This is a genomic window from Paraburkholderia sp. GAS32 (assembly GCF_050434225.1).
GTDB lineage: Bacteria > Pseudomonadota > Gammaproteobacteria > Burkholderiales > Burkholderiaceae > Paraburkholderia > Paraburkholderia madseniana.
In genome coordinates, this window is the sequence record NZ_JBNPVS010000045.1 from 27,725 (window position 1) to 43,794 (window position 16,070).

The 16,070-nt window shown below is 59.2% G+C and carries 13 protein-coding genes and 1 pseudogene; 5 read left to right on the top strand and 9 right to left on the bottom strand.

The window, feature by feature from the left end:
- The first annotated feature begins 7 nt into the window (after positions 1–7).
- Complete coding sequence (locus tag P3T25_RS37565; RefSeq protein ID WP_429362104.1) at positions 8–850, top strand: acyl-CoA thioesterase; 843 nt, start codon at positions 8–10, stop codon at positions 848–850.
- A 49-nt stretch (positions 851–899) separates the two neighbouring features.
- On the opposite strand, the gene P3T25_RS37570 is transcribed toward P3T25_RS37565, so the two are convergent.
- Genes P3T25_RS37570 through P3T25_RS37580 form a run of 3 tightly spaced genes read right to left on the bottom strand, consistent with a single transcriptional unit; the run spans position 900 to position 5,993 of the window.
- Positions 900–3,047, bottom strand: a complete 2,148-nt coding sequence (locus tag P3T25_RS37570; protein ID WP_429362106.1) for a hydantoinase B/oxoprolinase family protein — start codon at positions 3,045–3,047, stop codon at positions 900–902.
- Entirely contained in the window at positions 3,044–5,083 is a 2,040-nt protein-coding gene (locus P3T25_RS37575; protein WP_429362108.1) for a hydantoinase/oxoprolinase family protein, read from the bottom strand. The genes P3T25_RS37570 and P3T25_RS37575 overlap by 4 nt, the downstream gene beginning before the upstream one ends.
- A gap of 52 nt (positions 5,084–5,135) precedes the next feature.
- Positions 5,136–5,993: an NAD(P)-dependent oxidoreductase gene (locus tag P3T25_RS37580; protein ID WP_429362110.1), complete on the bottom strand. Its 858-nt coding sequence runs from the start codon at positions 5,991–5,993 to the stop codon at positions 5,136–5,138.
- Positions 5,994–6,270: 277 nt separating this feature from the next.
- Here P3T25_RS37580 and P3T25_RS37585 point away from each other — a divergent pair, with 277 nt between their 5' ends.
- Positions 6,271–6,846, top strand: a complete 576-nt coding sequence (locus tag P3T25_RS37585) for a hydrolase (protein ID WP_429362112.1) — start codon at positions 6,271–6,273, stop codon at positions 6,844–6,846.
- A 56-nt stretch (positions 6,847–6,902) separates the two neighbouring features.
- Positions 6,903–7,652: an SDR family NAD(P)-dependent oxidoreductase gene (locus tag P3T25_RS37590; RefSeq protein WP_429362114.1), complete on the top strand. Its 750-nt coding sequence runs from the start codon at positions 6,903–6,905 to the stop codon at positions 7,650–7,652.
- A gap of 95 nt (positions 7,653–7,747) precedes the next feature.
- Here the strand turns inward: P3T25_RS37590 and P3T25_RS37595 are convergent, their stop codons facing one another.
- Genes P3T25_RS37595 through P3T25_RS37620 form a run of 6 tightly spaced genes read right to left on the bottom strand, consistent with a single transcriptional unit; the run spans position 7,748 to position 14,209 of the window.
- Positions 7,748–8,584, bottom strand: a complete 837-nt coding sequence (locus tag P3T25_RS37595) for an HpcH/HpaI aldolase/citrate lyase family protein (RefSeq protein WP_429362116.1) — start codon at positions 8,582–8,584, stop codon at positions 7,748–7,750.
- Positions 8,581–10,002, bottom strand: a complete 1,422-nt coding sequence (locus P3T25_RS37600) for a spinster family MFS transporter (protein ID WP_429362118.1) — start codon at positions 10,000–10,002, stop codon at positions 8,581–8,583. The genes P3T25_RS37595 and P3T25_RS37600 overlap by 4 nt, the downstream gene beginning before the upstream one ends.
- A 7-nt stretch (positions 10,003–10,009) precedes the next feature.
- Positions 10,010–11,170, bottom strand: a complete 1,161-nt coding sequence (locus tag P3T25_RS37605) for an acyl-CoA dehydrogenase family protein (RefSeq protein WP_429362120.1) — start codon at positions 11,168–11,170, stop codon at positions 10,010–10,012.
- A gap of 30 nt (positions 11,171–11,200) precedes the next feature.
- Complete coding sequence (locus tag P3T25_RS37610; protein ID WP_429362122.1) at positions 11,201–12,061, bottom strand: FAS1-like dehydratase domain-containing protein; 861 nt, start codon at positions 12,059–12,061, stop codon at positions 11,201–11,203.
- Positions 12,058–12,939: an alpha/beta fold hydrolase gene (locus P3T25_RS37615; protein ID WP_429362124.1), complete on the bottom strand. Its 882-nt coding sequence runs from the start codon at positions 12,937–12,939 to the stop codon at positions 12,058–12,060. Before P3T25_RS37615 ends, P3T25_RS37610 begins: the two co-directional genes overlap by 4 nt.
- 52 nt (positions 12,940–12,991) lie before the next feature.
- Complete coding sequence (locus P3T25_RS37620; protein WP_429362126.1) at positions 12,992–14,209, bottom strand: cytochrome P450; 1,218 nt, start codon at positions 14,207–14,209, stop codon at positions 12,992–12,994.
- A 306-nt stretch (positions 14,210–14,515) separates the two neighbouring features.
- On the opposite strand from P3T25_RS37620, the pseudogene P3T25_RS37625 reads away from it, so the two are divergent.
- Together P3T25_RS37625 and P3T25_RS37630 are read left to right on the top strand one after the other, a co-directional pair.
- Positions 14,516–15,229: pseudogene (locus tag P3T25_RS37625) on the top strand (MmgE/PrpD family protein); the annotation flags it as partial.
- A gap of 63 nt (positions 15,230–15,292) precedes the next feature.
- Positions 15,293–15,862: a hypothetical protein gene (locus tag P3T25_RS37630; protein ID WP_429362192.1), complete on the top strand. Its 570-nt coding sequence runs from the start codon at positions 15,293–15,295 to the stop codon at positions 15,860–15,862.
- The last annotated feature ends 208 nt before the right edge of the window (positions 15,863–16,070 follow it).

Genomic DNA, 16,070 nt, shown 5'->3' on the forward strand with positions numbered 1-16,070 from the left:
GCAGCAGTTGCTGACGCTCAGCCCGCTTGGAGGCGGTCGTTTCTCCAGTGGGGCCGCGCAGACTAATCGTAATGAGTTTATTTTCGGCGGTCAGCTCCTCGCACAGGCCCTCTGCGCGGCGGCTCAGACCGTTTCAGGCAAGCTGCCGCATGCGTTACACGCTTCCTTTGAATTTCCCGCCTCGGCGACCCGACCGCTCGTCTATCAAGTGTGCGAGGGGCGCGATGGGCGCAGTCTGTCCCATCGTCGGGTCATGGCTCGCCAGTCCGGGCATACGGTCTTGCGGGCTTACGCTTCCTTCAGTGGACCCGAAGAAGGATTTCGACATCAATCCGGCTGGCGGTCCGAGCCGCCAGCACCGGATTCCCTGTCGACTTTGGGGTCGATTGCCGCGCGCTATGAGACGCAGGTGTCGGAACATGGCAAGGGACGATTGAGCACCTACCCGCAACTCGAAATACGCCCCATTGCGGTGAAGGAACATCTATTGTTGCAGCCGGGCAAACCCGCGTCACGGTTCTGGATGCGGGCGCGTGGAAATATGCCGGCCGACCCGACCGGTTGGACAGCGGTTTTGACGTATTTGTCGGATTACCTTCTGGTCAATGCGGCGCTGATTCCGCACGTGAGCGAAATGCCTGACGAGCATCTATTTGTAGCAAGCCTGAATCATGCGATGTGGTTCCACGTATTAGCTGACCCTTCACAGTGGCTGCTCTACGAGACGGAAAGCGATTGGGCGGGGCAGGGGCGAGCTTTGGTGCATGGGCGCTTCTATTCTGAGAACGGGCAGCTCGTCGCTTCCGTTGTTCAGGAGACGATGATTCGCGCGCGCAAGAATTCGGGGTAGCGGCCGACCTCGGGCGCCGAATGCGCCCGGGGTTCCATGTGATAGTTCGCTATTTGAACGCGGCTCTGGATGCGGGTTTGTTTACTGAAGCGATCCAGTGCTGAGGTCGGGCCTCGATCGTACAGGGTTCTCCTTCTAGGCGGGCATCAGCAATGAGGATTGTGCCCGCTATCGGGTCGAGATATTGGCAGAGAACCACTCCGCCTTCGCGCTGCTCCTCAAGCCTTGGACATCCGTCGGTCCAGGTGCCGGGTGCAGCGGCGAGGGGTGCCCCACTGCTGATAGCGTACGCAATCCCGGCATGGTGCTCGACTCCAGGGTACAGCAACCGTCCCTGACCGCGCTGTGGCGATGCGAGCGGGCCATGTCCGATGAGTGGACTGGTCGCGGGCTGAGCCCTTGCCAGCCGGTCGTTCAGCAACCGATTGCGGCACACGCGTGTCGCATCGTGATCCGGCAGGCACGCCGATTCATCGAAAACGACTCCATACACTGATGCCGCTTCGCCGAAGTTGATGCGCGATTGGCGGACATCGCGAGCCACTGCCTCGGGGTCACGTTCGAGCGGGTCGCCAAATCCACCTCCGCAGCCAAGCCGAAATTCAAACCACTCATCGTCCCGAATCTCCAATCTATCGGCATGACCTGAGATGGTGTCAACCTGGCCATTGGCTCGATGCAGTTCAAATCGGGTGTTGGCTCCAGATAGCCCGCCTGCGAAGCCGGGCAGAGGCAGACGTTCACGCATGCCAAGCATCACACCAGTCCATGACGCCGTTTTGTGCGGCTTGTAGCTCATCTGACAGCCAGCGCCGGCGCGATACCGGCCAGCCCCTTCGGCGCCGGCGCGCGGCCGTTTCTCGAGTACGAGGGCCGGGTAGCGCGACTCGAACGACTCGATATCTACGGATTCGATAATGGCTTTGCGGGCCACCATAAAACTGAACAGATCGTAGCCGTCGCGATCGTGTCCCGCCGACCCGCCGGCCATTGCGCCTTCAATCATGAGCCAGCCGTCCTGCGCGCCATTGGCCGCGCTGTAGGCCCATGTGTGCAGGCCCATGCACGACGGCGCGACCGGTCCGGAAAGCAGGTGCTTCCCGGGCGCCTGCGCGCCCGATATGGCGACCGCCATCATCAGGCATTGGTGAGCGGCCATGCTGGCATTGAGCGCGACATCGAAATGCGCTGACGCGGTGGGCGCAGGCGGCGAAGCGTTCACTACTGTACCAGGTGGGCAGCGGACCTCGATCGCGTCGAACATAGCGGCGCACAGAGGCAGATCGTGCGTGAATACGTCCGTGACGTCGCTTGTGACGATCGACCGGATTACGTGGGGTTTTGAGTTGAAAAAGTGCTTGCACTGCGGGGCGGCGCCTTCAAAATCGAAGACCAGTTTATCGTCTAGTACCGTTAGGGTGCAGGGAACCCGATAACGTTCATCTCCCCACTCTGTCCATGTTGCGAGACGATAGACGCCGTTTTCCAGTAGTGATATGCGCCGTCTGACTTCCCGCGAGACGATGTCGCGCAATGACAGCACGTTGGCCATGAAACGTTTCCTTCCGACCGTTTCCGCTATGGATGAAAGTTTGTCGTGCACCACCTGGCAACCGGCCACAAGACTTCGGATATCCATCTCAACCATCGACGGTACCCGCACGTTATTGCGTACGATAGCCCACGTGTCCTGTACTTCCGTCCCTTGGCGGAAAAGTCGTACCGGTGGAAGGCGTAGTGCCTCCTGGAAGCATTCGGTTGCCGCGGGTGACCAGGATCCGAAAGTCATGCCGCCGACATCGATCATGTGGCCGGAGTTCGCAACCCAGGCAATCAGCGCTCCATCATGAAATACTGGGCGCTGCACGACGACATCCATGTAGTGCAGGCCACCGCCGTTGTGTGGATCATTGGCGATGAACACGTCTCCCGGCGAAATGCTCGTGCCGTGCTGCGCCAGCGTGCAGCGCACTGCGTGACTACACGCGCCGAAATGATGTGCCACTGCGCCTCCGCCGACGATGAGATCGCCCGCTGCATCCAGCACGGAACACGAACAGTCACGTGACTCGGCAATCGTCGGAGAGCAAGCGGTGCGCTCGATTGTCAGGGCCCCTTCTTCAGCCACGGCTTGCAGCCGACTGCGGAAAACTTCCAGTGCGATTCCGTCGAAGTCTACTTCTGCTTCTCGGTTCATCTTGGTATCTCCAGGGTAATCGTGCGGTGTCCGTCGACTGTCGCGCGCACGTCAGCGGGAATCCAGATTGTGGTGTCTCGGCTATCAATCAGTGCCGGTCCGGTTAGTGTCTGACCGGGTCGGAGGTCCGCGCCATCGAACACCGCTATCTGCGTGGCAGGGGTACGTTCCCCGACATATACGGCCCGGGTGCTCGCAACTGATGGCGGGCGTGGATCCTCGTCAGGAAGGTGGCCCGCGAGCTCCGCGCGCACAGTGCTGCCATGCCCGATCGCGCGCAATGCCACGAGCTCGACTGGCGTACCGCTTATCAGCGCCCCCTGACCATAGCGCCGACCGTACTCAGCCTTGAAATCCTCAATGATGCGTTCCTGTTGGGCCGCGTTAAACCCTTCCTCACAGGTAACATTCAACTCCGATTGCTGCCGCATAAATCGGAGATCGGCCTCAAACCTGACGGACCGATCGCACTCCGCGATCCCATCGGCTGCGAGATCGGCGTGTACTGCGAAGCCCAACTCTGACATCTTCGTTTCGACTTGTTGCGCATCGCAAGGCAAACACAGATTCATGCTAACGCTGCGTTCGCGCCGAATGTCCGCATTGGCCGCGCCAAAGGCCGACAGAACTGACGTAAGTTCCGGAATCAAAACCCGCTGTATGCCAAGCTCTCTGGCGATCAGAGCATTGAAAAGACCGCCGCAGCCACCCATGCTCACGATCGCGTGGGCCGCCGGATCGAGGCCGCGCTGTGCAAACTGGGCTCTGAGCGCGCGCACCATTTCTACCTTGGCGATCTCATGGATGCCCCACGCAGCCTGTTTAGCACCTGAGCCAAGCGCGTGCCCGAGACGTTCGCAAGCAGTCGCAGCCGCGACTGCGTCGAGCGACATGTCGCCGCCAAGGAATCTCGATGAATCGATATAGCCGAGTACCACAAGAGCGTCGGTCACGGTTGGTTCGAACCCTCCTCGCCCATAGCAAGCTGGGCCCGGATAGGCGCCCGCTGAGCGCGGGCCGACGCGCAGCAAACCAAGGGCGTCCACCCATGCGAGTGAACCGCCACCCGCCGTGACGGACTCGATGTCAACCATCGGCATCGCGGTCCAGATGCCCATCAACTCACCACGAGTTCGGCGCATCGGTTCGCCGTGACGCACTATAGCCATGTCGAACGAAGTGCCGCCCATATCACATGCGACCGCGTCCCGGACACCAGCGGCCCGGCACACCGCGAGCGCCCCGACGACCCCTGCGGCGGGTCCCGACTCTGCTAATAGGGCGGGCATGATGCGGCCCTCGGCAACGGTAATGGAGCCACCGCCTGAGTGGACGAGAAGCGGTGGTTGCGGCAGACCAAGTAGCGCCAAGTCCTCAACGAGTTCGTCGATCCCGCCAAGCGACCCGGATGTATATGCGTTCAATAGCGCAAATGTTGTTCGCTCGTATTCACGCGCTACCGGATACAACCCGGCCGCGGAAAGAACCGGTAGATCAGGTAGCGTCTCACGGATGCGCCGGACCGCCGCGCTTTCATGTGCCGGATTGGCACAAGACCAGAGGAACGACACAACTAATGCCTCAATACCGAAACGCTCATGGAGATGACGTGCCGCGTCGACTGCCTGTTCGACGTCAAGTTGCCGGAGCACGTCGCCGTCCCGGTCAATGCGTTCCTCGACGCCCACAATCCAATCCCGCTCGATCAGCGCGTCTGGCGGCACCAGCCAGCCGTCGCGCGGCACGCGCCGCACGCGCGCTAGCGGCACCAGGTCTTCGAATCCGCGTGTCGTAACAAGACCTACCCTACGGCCGGTGCGCGAAGCAATATCGTTTGTGACGGCGGTCGTGCCCAGCCCGAAGCGTTCCACTCGGGATAGCATCTCCTCGATGTCCAGTCCGGCGCGCTGTGCGACCAGCCGGCAAGCTTCAATTACGCCGCGGCCCAGTGCCCCTGTGGTGGAGGGGGCTTTTGCCCGCCAGACCTCTAGACCGTCCGAAAGCACGATATCGGTAAACGTCCCGCCGACGTCCACGCCGATGCAGAGTTTCCGCGTCCCGATTCCATTGGCTTCAGCTATGTGCGATTTAGCGTGTGAGGCCATGGTTTCCCAACTCCGGCAGCGCGTTCTCGATGAGATGGTCTAGCGTGGGTGTGGGAGTACCAAACTCGCGCGCGAGGTCCTGCGCAAGGTGCATGTCCTTGTTCGACATGGCAACCATGCCCGAGCGGCCGGTTGTGTAGTGGTCCTCCTGCTCGCGGATGCGCGCCCAGTTGTTGCTCACCCAGCTTGATCCGACGCCGCCAGCGTTGATCACCGAAAGCCATTGCTCTTCGTCGATGCCGGCCGCGCGGGCAAGACGAAGTGCTTCCCGAACCAGCAGCACGTTGGAGATGGCCATGAAGTTGCTCAGAATCTTGGTTGTAGATCCGGCCCCCACGCCTCCGACATAGAACAAGTGCTGTGACATTGCCTGGAGCGCGGGCTGCGCCCGATTGAAGGCCGCCTCGTCTCCGCCGACGAAGAACGTCAGTTTGCCGGCGCGGGCGGCGGTATCGCCACCGCCCGTCATAGGCACGTCGAGGATCGCAACGCCGTGTTCGGCAGCGCTTTCCGCGAGTTGCCTGGTCAATCGAGGTGGGACCGTGCTGTGAATCGCGACAACACTGCCGCGAGCGAGGCCTGCGAGCAATCCCCTGTCATCGCCGTCGGGCAGGAAAGCGGATCGAACCTGCGCTTCGTCAAAGAGGGCGACGCAAACCACGCTGGACCGGGTCGCTAACTCGTAATTGCTTGCGGCGACAGATGCTCCAAGTGCGACGAGTCGTTGGACGGGCTCAGGCCGGATATCTCTGACGACTAGTGGAAACCCGGCCTTTGCAACGTTGGAGGCCATGCCTTCGCCCATGTTGCCAAGTCCTACGAAACCCACGTTCAGTGCCATCTCTTGTCTCCTTTCAGAATGGTGTGTCGACGATTTCTGTCGGATTGCATGCCGTGAAAAGTGATGAAAGGTCGTTTATTTGTGACTCGGAACGCCCCTCATCATCAAATTTCATCTGCGTTCAGTATGGGGTTGAGTGATGACGAATTGGATTGTGGGAATCACCTATATATAACTGACAATGCGTCATCTATCATGAGGTATCATCGGGCTGTCCGGATGCGTCGGGCAGCCAATCGGTTTTTTGAACCAGTAGCACTTTCTTGTCGAGGTAGTAATGGAGCAACTCGTAGTCGAGAACGCAGCGCTTGTCGCGGTGGATTTCCAGGAAGGCATCCTGCGTGTGCCGTTTGTGCCTCATTCGGCGAACTCTGTGCTGGCCAATGCAGTGAGCCTTGCCAGAAGCTTCAGACGGATTGGCTCGCCGGTTGTGCTCACCCGCGTTGCGTGGGCTCCCGATTTTGCAGACGCGCTCAAGCAGGCGGTGGATCGGCCGCTACCGATGCCGCCAGGTGGATTGCCCGCCGATTGGGCCGATCTTTCAGGTGATCTGGATGTGGCGCCTGACGACATCGTGATCACGAAGCGCCAGTGGAACGCGTTTCATGGCACGGAACTGGACCTGCAACTGCGTCGTCGAGGTATCAAGACTTTGGTACTGGCAGGAATCGCGAGCAATATGGGTGTGGAGTCAACGGCACGTGCAGCGTACGAACTGGGATATCAACTCGTGTTTGCGGAGGATGCGATCAGCAGCGTCGCTCCGGGGATGCACGAGTTTGCCGCGCAGACCATCTTCCCGATGATTGGTGCCGTGCGCAGAACGGAGGAGATTATCGCTGCCTTGGGTTGACGAAGCGCAGGCGTTGTCGCCATATCCCATAACAGGAAAACTGGAAGGAGACATTGATGTCGAAAGGCTTTGAGGGAAAGGTCGCCGTAGTGACGGGAGCAGGAGGCGGTATCGGCGAAGCGGTAGCGCACGACCTGGCGTTGAACGGAGCGCGTGTGCTTGTCGTCGATATAAACGCTGGCAACGCGGAGACGGTGGCGCGTTCAATCCGGGAGCAGGGCAGGGACGCGGTGGCTTTCTGCGCCGACGTGTCGGTGTTCGAGCAGAGTCAGGCCGTGGTTGCAAAAGCCGAGCAGGTTTTCGGCGCGTTGAACTACGCAGTGAACAATGCCGGTATCAGCGGACGGTTCGACGCACTGGAAAGCATGGACGCCGACGAGTGGCGCAAAGTGATGGGCGTCAATCTCGACGGGGTGTTCTTTGGAATGAAATTCCAATTGCCGGCGATTGAGAAGGCGGGAGGCGGCGCAGTCGTGAACATCGCGTCCATCTACGCTCATCTCGGGCTGCGCCGACTGGACGCCTATACAGCGAGCAAGCACGCAGTACTCGGTTTGACTCGGTCTGTTGCAATCGAGTACGCGACTCGGGGCGTGCGTGTCAACGCTGTTTCTCCAGGGCCCATTCTGACGCCGCTTACCCGGGGTGCCAAGGAGCAGACAGATCCGATCGCGGCGTTGACCGCGATGAAACGGATGGGCGAAGCTGTGGAAATCGCCAAAGCGGTGTCGTTCCTGCTGTCGCCCGACGCGTCGTTTATCACGGGAACCGAGATCGTGGTCGACGGCGGGGTCATGTTGTCGTAACCGGTTAGTGTAGCGCTGGCGGTCGTGACGTTCTCGCGCCCGCCAGCGTTTTGTGCAATTGGATTGCACAAGACAGTGTGAGGCCTGCCCGTCGCTCACGGTTTCTCGATGTGCGCGGCATCAATGATCCGCTGGGCGCGCTCCACAACTGGCCGATCGATCATCTTCCCGTCGAGCGCGACAGCTGACCCTCCAGCACTGGCCGACGCGTCGAGCACACGCTGCGCCCAAGCGCGTGCGTCCACGTCCGGGGTAAAAACCCGGTTGATCAGCGGGACCTGTCGTGGATGTATGCACAGTTTCGCACCAAAGCCAATCCGCTGGCTGCGCCGCGCGTCCGTCGCTACCGCCATATCGTCATCGATTGACGCCGTAACGCCGTCGCAGGGTGGAGGGAGGCCTGCACAGCGCGAAGCCAGGACGAGTAGGGAGCGGAAGTACAGCAGTTCCCAATCGTCGCCATCGATCCCCAAGTCCAGCTGGAAGTCAATGGTGCCGAACACAAGGCGCCCGGTGGCTGCAGTCTGTGAAATTGCATGAGCGTTAGCCATGCCCTTGGCCGTTTCGATTAGGGCCAGTATCGCTACGTTTCCCCCAACCCTTGCGGCTACATCCGTCACATCGCTGGCGCTCTGGGCTTTAGGGATCATCACTGCGCTGATGCCCGGACGCCGGCACAAGTCAATATCCGCGGCCGCCCACTCTGTATCGAGGGCATTGATCCTGACAATGGCGTGGCTGTCTGCGGCAACAAAATTATCGATAGCATCGCGTGCGGCCGACTTGCGGTTCGACGAAACGGAGTCTTCCAGATCAAGGATAACTGCATCGGCACCTGCGTCAAATGCCTTTCTGAAGCGATCGGGCCGGTCGCCGGGAACGAACAGGTAAGAGCGTGCGCGGGTAACGCGCGCTGAAGGCGTGGATATCATACGGCCGACTCCTCCCCAGGAAGTGCGTTGCCCGACAGCCCTTCGGGAGACATCAGCGGAGACTGGGTCCGTGCGTAGTCAGAGAGCAGCGTCCGGTTGGTGGATATGCATATTATCGCAGCCCCGATCGCGCCTGAGAGCAGGATAAGTAGCGAGTATCGAATGGATTCGTTGCCGAACCGTACTTGCAATCGATCATTGAGGATGCCTACCATTAACGGTCCCAAGCCATAACCCAATACGTTCAGAAAGAACGCCACAATTGCCGCTGCGAGGCCGCGCATGCGCGGCTTCGCTACGGTTTGCGTGAGCGCATGGATTGGCGTCGCCCAGACCGATAGCAGCCCGATCGCCAGTCCGTACATTATGAATGCCAGATTGCGATTGGATGTCAGCAGAAATGCCGCGCCGAATGGAATCGCAAGTAACATGCCCCCGGCTGCGATGCGCATGTGCCATCGAAGATCCTTGTGGGACAGTCGGTCCGCGATCATTCCAGACAGGATTGTTCCCGTCAGGAGGCCGATTGCCGAGGCCGTGCCGAGCTTAGCCCCAATTTCGCCAGCGGCCACGCCATGTACGCGCAGGAAAAACGTCGCGGCCCACGACTGGACGCCATAGTTAACAATGGCACATCCCATGGCCGACAGTGCGAGAAAACGAAAGGCGCGAAGTCTCCCGAGCCATCGGAGTGTTTTAACGAGCGGTAGTGCGGGTTCCGGTATCAGATCCGGGTCGGACATGCCTCGAGGGGGCTCCGGAACTGCTAGCCGGATGAATAGCGCGAGCAGCAGACCGGGTGCGCCGAGAAGTACGAACACCGTACGCCATTCGAAATGCGTGATGAGTGCACCGCCAGCGAAAAGACCAAGGCCAATGCCGATGGAGGCAGACGCGTTGTAGAAGCCGATGGCCTTCGCGCGGTTGTGGCGACTATACAGATCGGCAATTATCGAGTGCGACCCGGGGTTGCAACCTGCTTCACCAAATGCGACTCCCATGCGCGCCATTGCGAGTTGCGTAAACGACTGGGTCACGCCGCAAAGCATGGTCATCAAACTCCATGCACCTACTGACGCGGCGATGACAGATCGGCGTGAGCCTCGATCGGACCAGTAGGCTATGGGCAGTCCCGCGGTGACATAGACCGCGGCGAATGCCATGCCGGTTAGCAACCCCATACTTGTGTCGCTGGCACCGAATTCGTGCTTGATGGGGGTAATCAGGATCGTGATCAATTGTCGGTCGGCAAGGTTGACCGCAGCGACCACGCACAACAGGAGCAGGACAAATGCGCGCTTCGAACTCGCCCATTGCGTCAATCTGGCGCGGGGCGGAGCGGCTCCGTCGGCCGACCGCGCGGCCGTGGGCTGCCCGGGGGCATCTGGTAACGACAGGGATGAATCGGGGGATTGCATAGGTTCCTCAGAAGGATCGCGGCAAACCCAGAATGTGTTCGGCCACGTAGCTGAATATCAAATTGGTCGAGATTGGCGCGACCTGGTACAGCCGTGTCTCCCGGAATTTGCGCTCGATGTCATATTCGCAGGCGAAGCCGAATCCCCCATGCGTTTGGAGGCAGACGTTAGCGGCCTCCCAAGAGGCTTTCGCGGCCAGATATTTGGCCATGTTCGCCTCGGCGCCGCACGGCAGACCCGCATCGAAACGCTGGGCTGCTTTGAAGCGCATGAGATCCGCGCTTTCGACGTCTATGTACGCCTGAGCGATAGGAAACTGCACGCCTTGGTTTTGGCCGATCGGGCGATTGAAAACAACCCGTTCTTTGGCGTACCGGGTGGCCCGCTCCACGAACCATCGACCATCACCAATGCATTCGGCTGCGATGAGTGTGCGTTCGGCATTCAGACCGTCAAGGATGTAACGAAAACCTTTGCCTTCTTCCCCGATCAGATTCTCTTCAGGAATCTCCAGGTTGTCGAAAAAGAGTTCGTTGGTTTCATGGTTGACCATGTTGGCGATCGGGCGAACGGTAAGCCCGTTGCCGATTGCATCGCGAAGGTCGACGATGAAGATCGACATCCCGTCGGACTTCTTTTTGACCTCGCTGAGCGCCGTTGTACGCGCGAGTAAAATCATGAGGTCGGAATGCAGCACCCGTGAGATCCAGACCTTCTGGCCGTTAATGACGTAACGGCCATCGCGCCGAGTAGCCGTGGTCTTGAGCTGAGTGGTGTCAGTGCCGGTCGTGGGTTCGGTGACCGCCATCGATTGGATGCGCAACTCGCCTGAGGCGATGCGAGGCAGATAGCGAGCTTTCTGTTCCGGCGATCCGTTGCGCAGCAGGGTGCTCATGTTGTACATCTGGCCATGTACGGCGCCCGCGTTACCTCCGCAGCGGTTGATCTCTTCCATGATTACCGTGGCCGCTGCAAGTCCGAGTCCTGACCCGCCATACTGCTCGGGAATCATGGCGGAAAGCCAGCCCGCACCAATTAGCGCGTTGACAAACGTGTCTGGATAGGCGCGCTGTTCGTCGATCTTGCGAAAATACTCGTCCGGAAATTCAGCACATAGCGACCGAACACCGTCGCGGATCTCCTGAAACTGATCATTGTCGTAGTGCACTGGGAAGCCATCCTGTTTATGTTGATGAGGTTATTCGATTCGGGCGATCGCCTCGGTGCATAGCGCACCATGAGCGTCTCGGGTCCAGAGCCTGACCGTCTTGCCGTCCAGTTCAGGTCGTCCGCATAGATCGACTGCCGTCCCTTCGAAGAGTGGGCTCAGTGCGCGAAAGCTCAGATGAGTGACCTTCCTGCCGGGCAATTCGCGCTGTAGCAGATCAAGGAGAAGCGTGATCGAAAGCGGTCCATGAACAACGAGAGCGGGATATCGTTCCGTATTGCGCGCGTAGTCCACGTCGTAGTGAATTCGATGACTGTTGAAGGTCAGAGCCGAATAACGGAAAAGTAGTGTCGGGTCTGGGACCACTGTGCGCGACCAGCTTTCGTCGCAAGGTGCCACTCTGGAAGGTAAAGGGGGATCGCCGGGCGCTGGTTGATGCCGGTACACCAGTTCCTGGCTTTCGTCTATCGCCTCGCGCCCTTGGCCGTCGATGAAGATCGCGCGCAGCGTGACGAAGACAAGCGGGCCGCTGCGGCCCTGCTTGAGATTGACCGCTGACAGTTCCGTGCGGCGGGTGACCGTGTCGCCTATTGTGAGCGCGCGCTTGAAATCGATCGTGCTGGCCGCCCACATTCGGCGTGGAAGCGGCACAGGGGGGAGTAAGCCTCCCCGGACTGGATGCCCGTCTGCGTCGATTTGCGACTGTCGGAAGGCCGGGAGGAAATACAACCACTGGAAGAGCGCAGGCAGTGGATTGCCCACCCCCGTAGGTATTTCCGGGTGGTCGAGGGTTGCGGCAAGCAGCGTGGCAGGCGTCGGCGCCAGCCACTCGGCACGAGTTTCGGTGCGGCCCACCCATGTTCGCAGATATTCGATGTCGACTGATGTCACGGCTGCGTATCTCCACGGTTTGCCGACACGCGCCGGACAAAAGAGTCGATCGCGGCGTCAAATATGTCGTTTCGGTCGCCGGCAACCATGTGGGCGGCATCCTGAACATTCACCCACTGTGCATGAGGTATCAACTGGAGAAGTCGCGTCGCACCGGCTGTGTCGACGACTTCGCTTAGCGAGCCGCTAACAAGCAAAGTGGGAACAGCGATGGAAGTCGCAGCCGATTCCATTTTCGCTAGCATTCCTTCTTCGGCGCGTTGTTTCGAGCCGGCGTGGAATGCAGGATCCCAGTGCCAATACCATCGGCCGTTTTCGCCGCGCCGGAGGTTTTTTGCCAGATTCGCACTGGATACAGGCCGCCGACGGTGAGGAAGATAGCGCGCCACCGCGTCGGCTGCATCGTCGATATGCGCAAATCCGTCTTCTCCGGCGCTCATGAAGCCACGAATGCGTTCAAGACCTGCGGCCTGCATATTGGGTACCACATCGACCAATACCAGTCCGCGAATTTGAAGGGGAGGATGCCTTGCGACGGCTAGCAATGAAGCGATCCCGCCGATCGATGCACCGATCAAGACGAGTGGACCATCCTGTGTATCCATCACTGCCGACAGGTCGTCAACAAACGCTTCGATTGCATAGTCACCATCGGGTGCCCATTTGCTTTCGCCATGCCCTCGCAGGTCGAGTGAGATGACGCGGTACCCCTGGACAGTCAAATGTTTTGCCAGGCGACGCCAGGAGTGGCGCGTCTGTCCGGCTCCCGGCGAAAGGATGACGCAGATTCCGTCAGGATTGCCGCCAACATCTGCGGCCAGCGGCAAGCCCGATTTTCCTGCAAACAGTTGAAAACTGATCAATTCGTCCGGGTTCATGGGCTCGCTCTGTTCTCTTACGGGCGCGGGGAAACTTTTCGTCAATACGCCCTCACCAGACGAGTGGCAGAGACTCCATGCTGAACACGCCGCCGCCGTGGGTGACTATCTCCGCACCGGGCTTGATGTGGAAAGGAGGCACCTGTGTTAGCCATTCTTCGATGCCCGCAATGATTTCGCGGCGGGCGAGATGCGAGCCGATGCACCGATGAGGTCCATATGAAAAGGCGTTGTGTGGATTCGGGCTACGAGTGAGCTGAATCTTATTGGGATTCTCGAATTCTCGCGGATCCCGTGACGCGAGGATGGTCGAACACGTTACGTTGTCCCCCTTCTTGATCAGCACCCCGGCCAGTTCGACATCGCGTGTTGCATAACGATTGGTGTTGACAACCGCGTAGGCGCGGAACAGCTCCTCTACGGCAGTGGGGATCAGTGTGAAATCATGTCGCAGGCTGTCTTGGTCAGCTGGGTTTTCTGCAAGATGCCGAAAATGAAACGCGAAGCTGCTGGTGACCGTGTCCAGCCCGGCGATAAAGAGCAGGACGCAGATGCCGGTGACTTCTGAGTCAGTCAAGGGGCGCCCGTCCACCTTGGCGGTCACGGCAAAGCTGATCAGGTCGTCGGTGGGAGATTTGCGACGCGATTCAACGAGTTCCTGTAAATAGGCGGCGACCTGCTGCATGGCGCCGGCTCGTGTGAATTTGTCCCTCATGATCAGCGCTTCCCACTCAAGAAAACGCGTCATGTTGTCAGCCGGAAGGCCCATCATGTCGAGGAAAATCCCGACAGGGAAGGGCTTGGCAAAGTCTTCCACGAAGTCGCAGGCGCCCTTCGCGTGGCACGCCGCAACGAGATCTTTCGCTCTTGATCGAACCTTTTCTTCCAGCGCTTTCATCCGCGCAGGGGAGAATATCGGGTTCATGATGGCCCGGAATTTGGGATGTTCCGGTGGATCCATTTCAAGGGGAATCAGCCTTAGCGAAGAATTCGAGCGCGAAACGGCACTCGAGAAGGTGGCCGCATCCTGAAGTACTGCACGAATATCTTCTGCCCGTGTGGGTACCCAGGTTCCCGGGCCCGGAATTGCGTTGTGATGCGTGGGCGAAAAGAAAATCCGAGGGCCGTTGTGCAGTTCGGCTACGGTCGAGTGCGGGTATTTCCCGAGTCCCGTACGGAAATCAAACGCCTGTACAAGTTCACGCGGAACATGATCCGGTATGTCCTGCAGGCGCGATTCCGTGTCTCCTGATGTCGGCGACGCGTGCATTGCTTGTCCTCCAGTGTCTCAATCTGTAGTTGTATGCGGCGACAATCCTGCCACCGGGAAGTGTTTTTATTCTCTCAAATAAATGACGAATCGTCAACTAAATAAGTCTGGGCCGGTTGAGATTTGACACGTCTTATCAGAGTAAACAACAGATTTACAGGCTCATGAGGATCGACTAATGTCAAATGAAATGACAATGCCGCAGTTTTTCATGGACGTTTTCTGGTCACCACGCCGGCGAGCGCCTGGACCTGTAGGTGCCTGAGTGACCTTGACCCTTACTTCACAAGATGAGCCAGAATGAGCATGATCGCGAAAAGACTGGGGAAGTGGATCGTAGATCTGAACTACGAGGATCTGCCAACTCAGGTCATCGCGCAGGCGAACCGATGTATCCTGGACCAACTTGGCGTTCAGATAAAAGGTGCTACTTTGCCGCAGGTGCAGCCCGTACGGTTGTTGGCAGAAGCGATGGGTGGCATCAGGGAGTCGACTGTCAGCTTGTATGGCTGGAAAACATCGGCGCCCTACGCAGCTTACGTGAACGGCACCTTCGGTCACAGTTGCGAATTTGACGATAGCCATTTCCATTGCGGTCATCCCGGCGTCTGCGTAATTCCCGCGGCGCTGGCACTTGCGGAGCGCGAGCTGGCGACGGGGCGCGAGCTGATTGCATCTGTGGTCGCGGGCTATTAGGCTCAGGCGGCTTCGATTGGGCCTATCCACGCCAGCACCCTCGCGCTGGGATGGCATGGGACAAAGATTGCAGGTGTTTTTGGCGTGGCGGGCGCGGCTGCCAGTCTGCTAGGGCTTGACGCTGAACAGGCGGCACATGCGCTAAGTATCGCCGCCAGCGATGCATCTGGACCAATGGAGTATGACCAGAGTGGTGGCGAAGTTAAGCGGCTGCATGCCGGATCAGCGTCTCGCAGCGGCGTGCAGGCCGCATTGCTTGCGCAATGTGGCATGACGGGGCCGGCCACGATTTTCGAAGGAAAGCGCGGCATTTATCGGCTGTTTGGCGATGGCAGTCTTCCCGACATCGAGCGTTTCTGGACGGGGCACTTTCACATTCTGGATACCATGTTCAAGCTTTATCCCGCTGTGGGTACGGCGCATGCGGCTCTCAACGCGCTCACTGAAATCATGGACTCAGCGGAGATTGCTGCGGCCGGTGTGGTAGCGATTAACGTGGGTCTGATCGACTGGGCGATTCCGCAAGGCGCAGCTATCACAGAACCGATTGATTGCATCAGCGCTCAGTTCAGTCTCGCGTTTAGCCTCGCTTTGCGCCTTGTCAGGTGCAGTAACGATCTACAACTTTATTTGGACCCCGGCTTGTGGGTCGACGCCGAGTTACTTGACCAGGCGAAGAAAGTACACCCCTACCCCATCGAAATGGAAGACGGCGCGCATCCTCTTGGGGCGAAGGTGGAGGTGATTCTTCGTGACAGCAGGAAATATAACCACTACCAAAGAGCGCCGCGCGGACTGCGAGAGTGTCCTGCGTCAGAGGCGGAGCTGAAACTAAAGTTCGACGGCCTCACCCAAGGGTTGCTTTCGCGGGAGCATGCTGAGCGAATCGTTCAGAAAGTCGATGCGCTGGAAGAATTGGATGACATTTCCGAACTTGCTCTCTTGCTGCATCGGTAAGCTTATTGAGCGGGGGACCTTCGATAAAGTCTCCCGTCAGCGAAATGCTCTGGACGATGACTGGGGCAGCGTCTCGCCCACGGAGGGCGGCCCTCCAGAAGGTTCGGGCCTGTCTACAGTTGTTGCACAGGCGGCCGACGCAGATGATCGCTTGTGCAGCTTCTTTTTGCCGATATCAAAAGGTGCGGAAGAGGAGCGTTTCACCAGC

What these genes read in the sequence shown, in the direction of transcription:
- P3T25_RS37570 (WP_429362106.1), bottom strand. Translation starts at nt 3,047, where the DNA reads ATGAACCGAGAAGCAGAAGTAGACTTCGACGGAATCGCACTGGAAGTT.
- P3T25_RS37580 (WP_429362110.1), bottom strand. Translation starts at nt 5,993, where the DNA reads ATGGCACTGAACGTGGGTTTCGTAGGACTTGGCAACATGGGCGAAGGC.
- P3T25_RS37585 (WP_429362112.1), top strand. Translation starts at nt 6,271, where the DNA reads ATGGAGCAACTCGTAGTCGAGAACGCAGCGCTTGTCGCGGTGGATTTC.
- P3T25_RS37590 (WP_429362114.1), top strand. Translation starts at nt 6,903, where the DNA reads ATGTCGAAAGGCTTTGAGGGAAAGGTCGCCGTAGTGACGGGAGCAGGA.
- P3T25_RS37595 (WP_429362116.1), bottom strand. Translation starts at nt 8,584, where the DNA reads ATGATATCCACGCCTTCAGCGCGCGTTACCCGCGCACGCTCTTACCTG.
- P3T25_RS37600 (WP_429362118.1), bottom strand. Translation starts at nt 10,002, where the DNA reads ATGCAATCCCCCGATTCATCCCTGTCGTTACCAGATGCCCCCGGGCAG.
- P3T25_RS37615 (WP_429362124.1), bottom strand. Translation starts at nt 12,939, where the DNA reads ATGAACCCGGACGAATTGATCAGTTTTCAACTGTTTGCAGGAAAATCG.
- P3T25_RS37620 (WP_429362126.1), bottom strand. Translation starts at nt 14,209, where the DNA reads ATGCACGCGTCGCCGACATCAGGAGACACGGAATCGCGCCTGCAGGAC.
- P3T25_RS37630 (WP_429362192.1), top strand. Translation starts at nt 15,293, where the DNA reads ATGTTCAAGCTTTATCCCGCTGTGGGTACGGCGCATGCGGCTCTCAAC.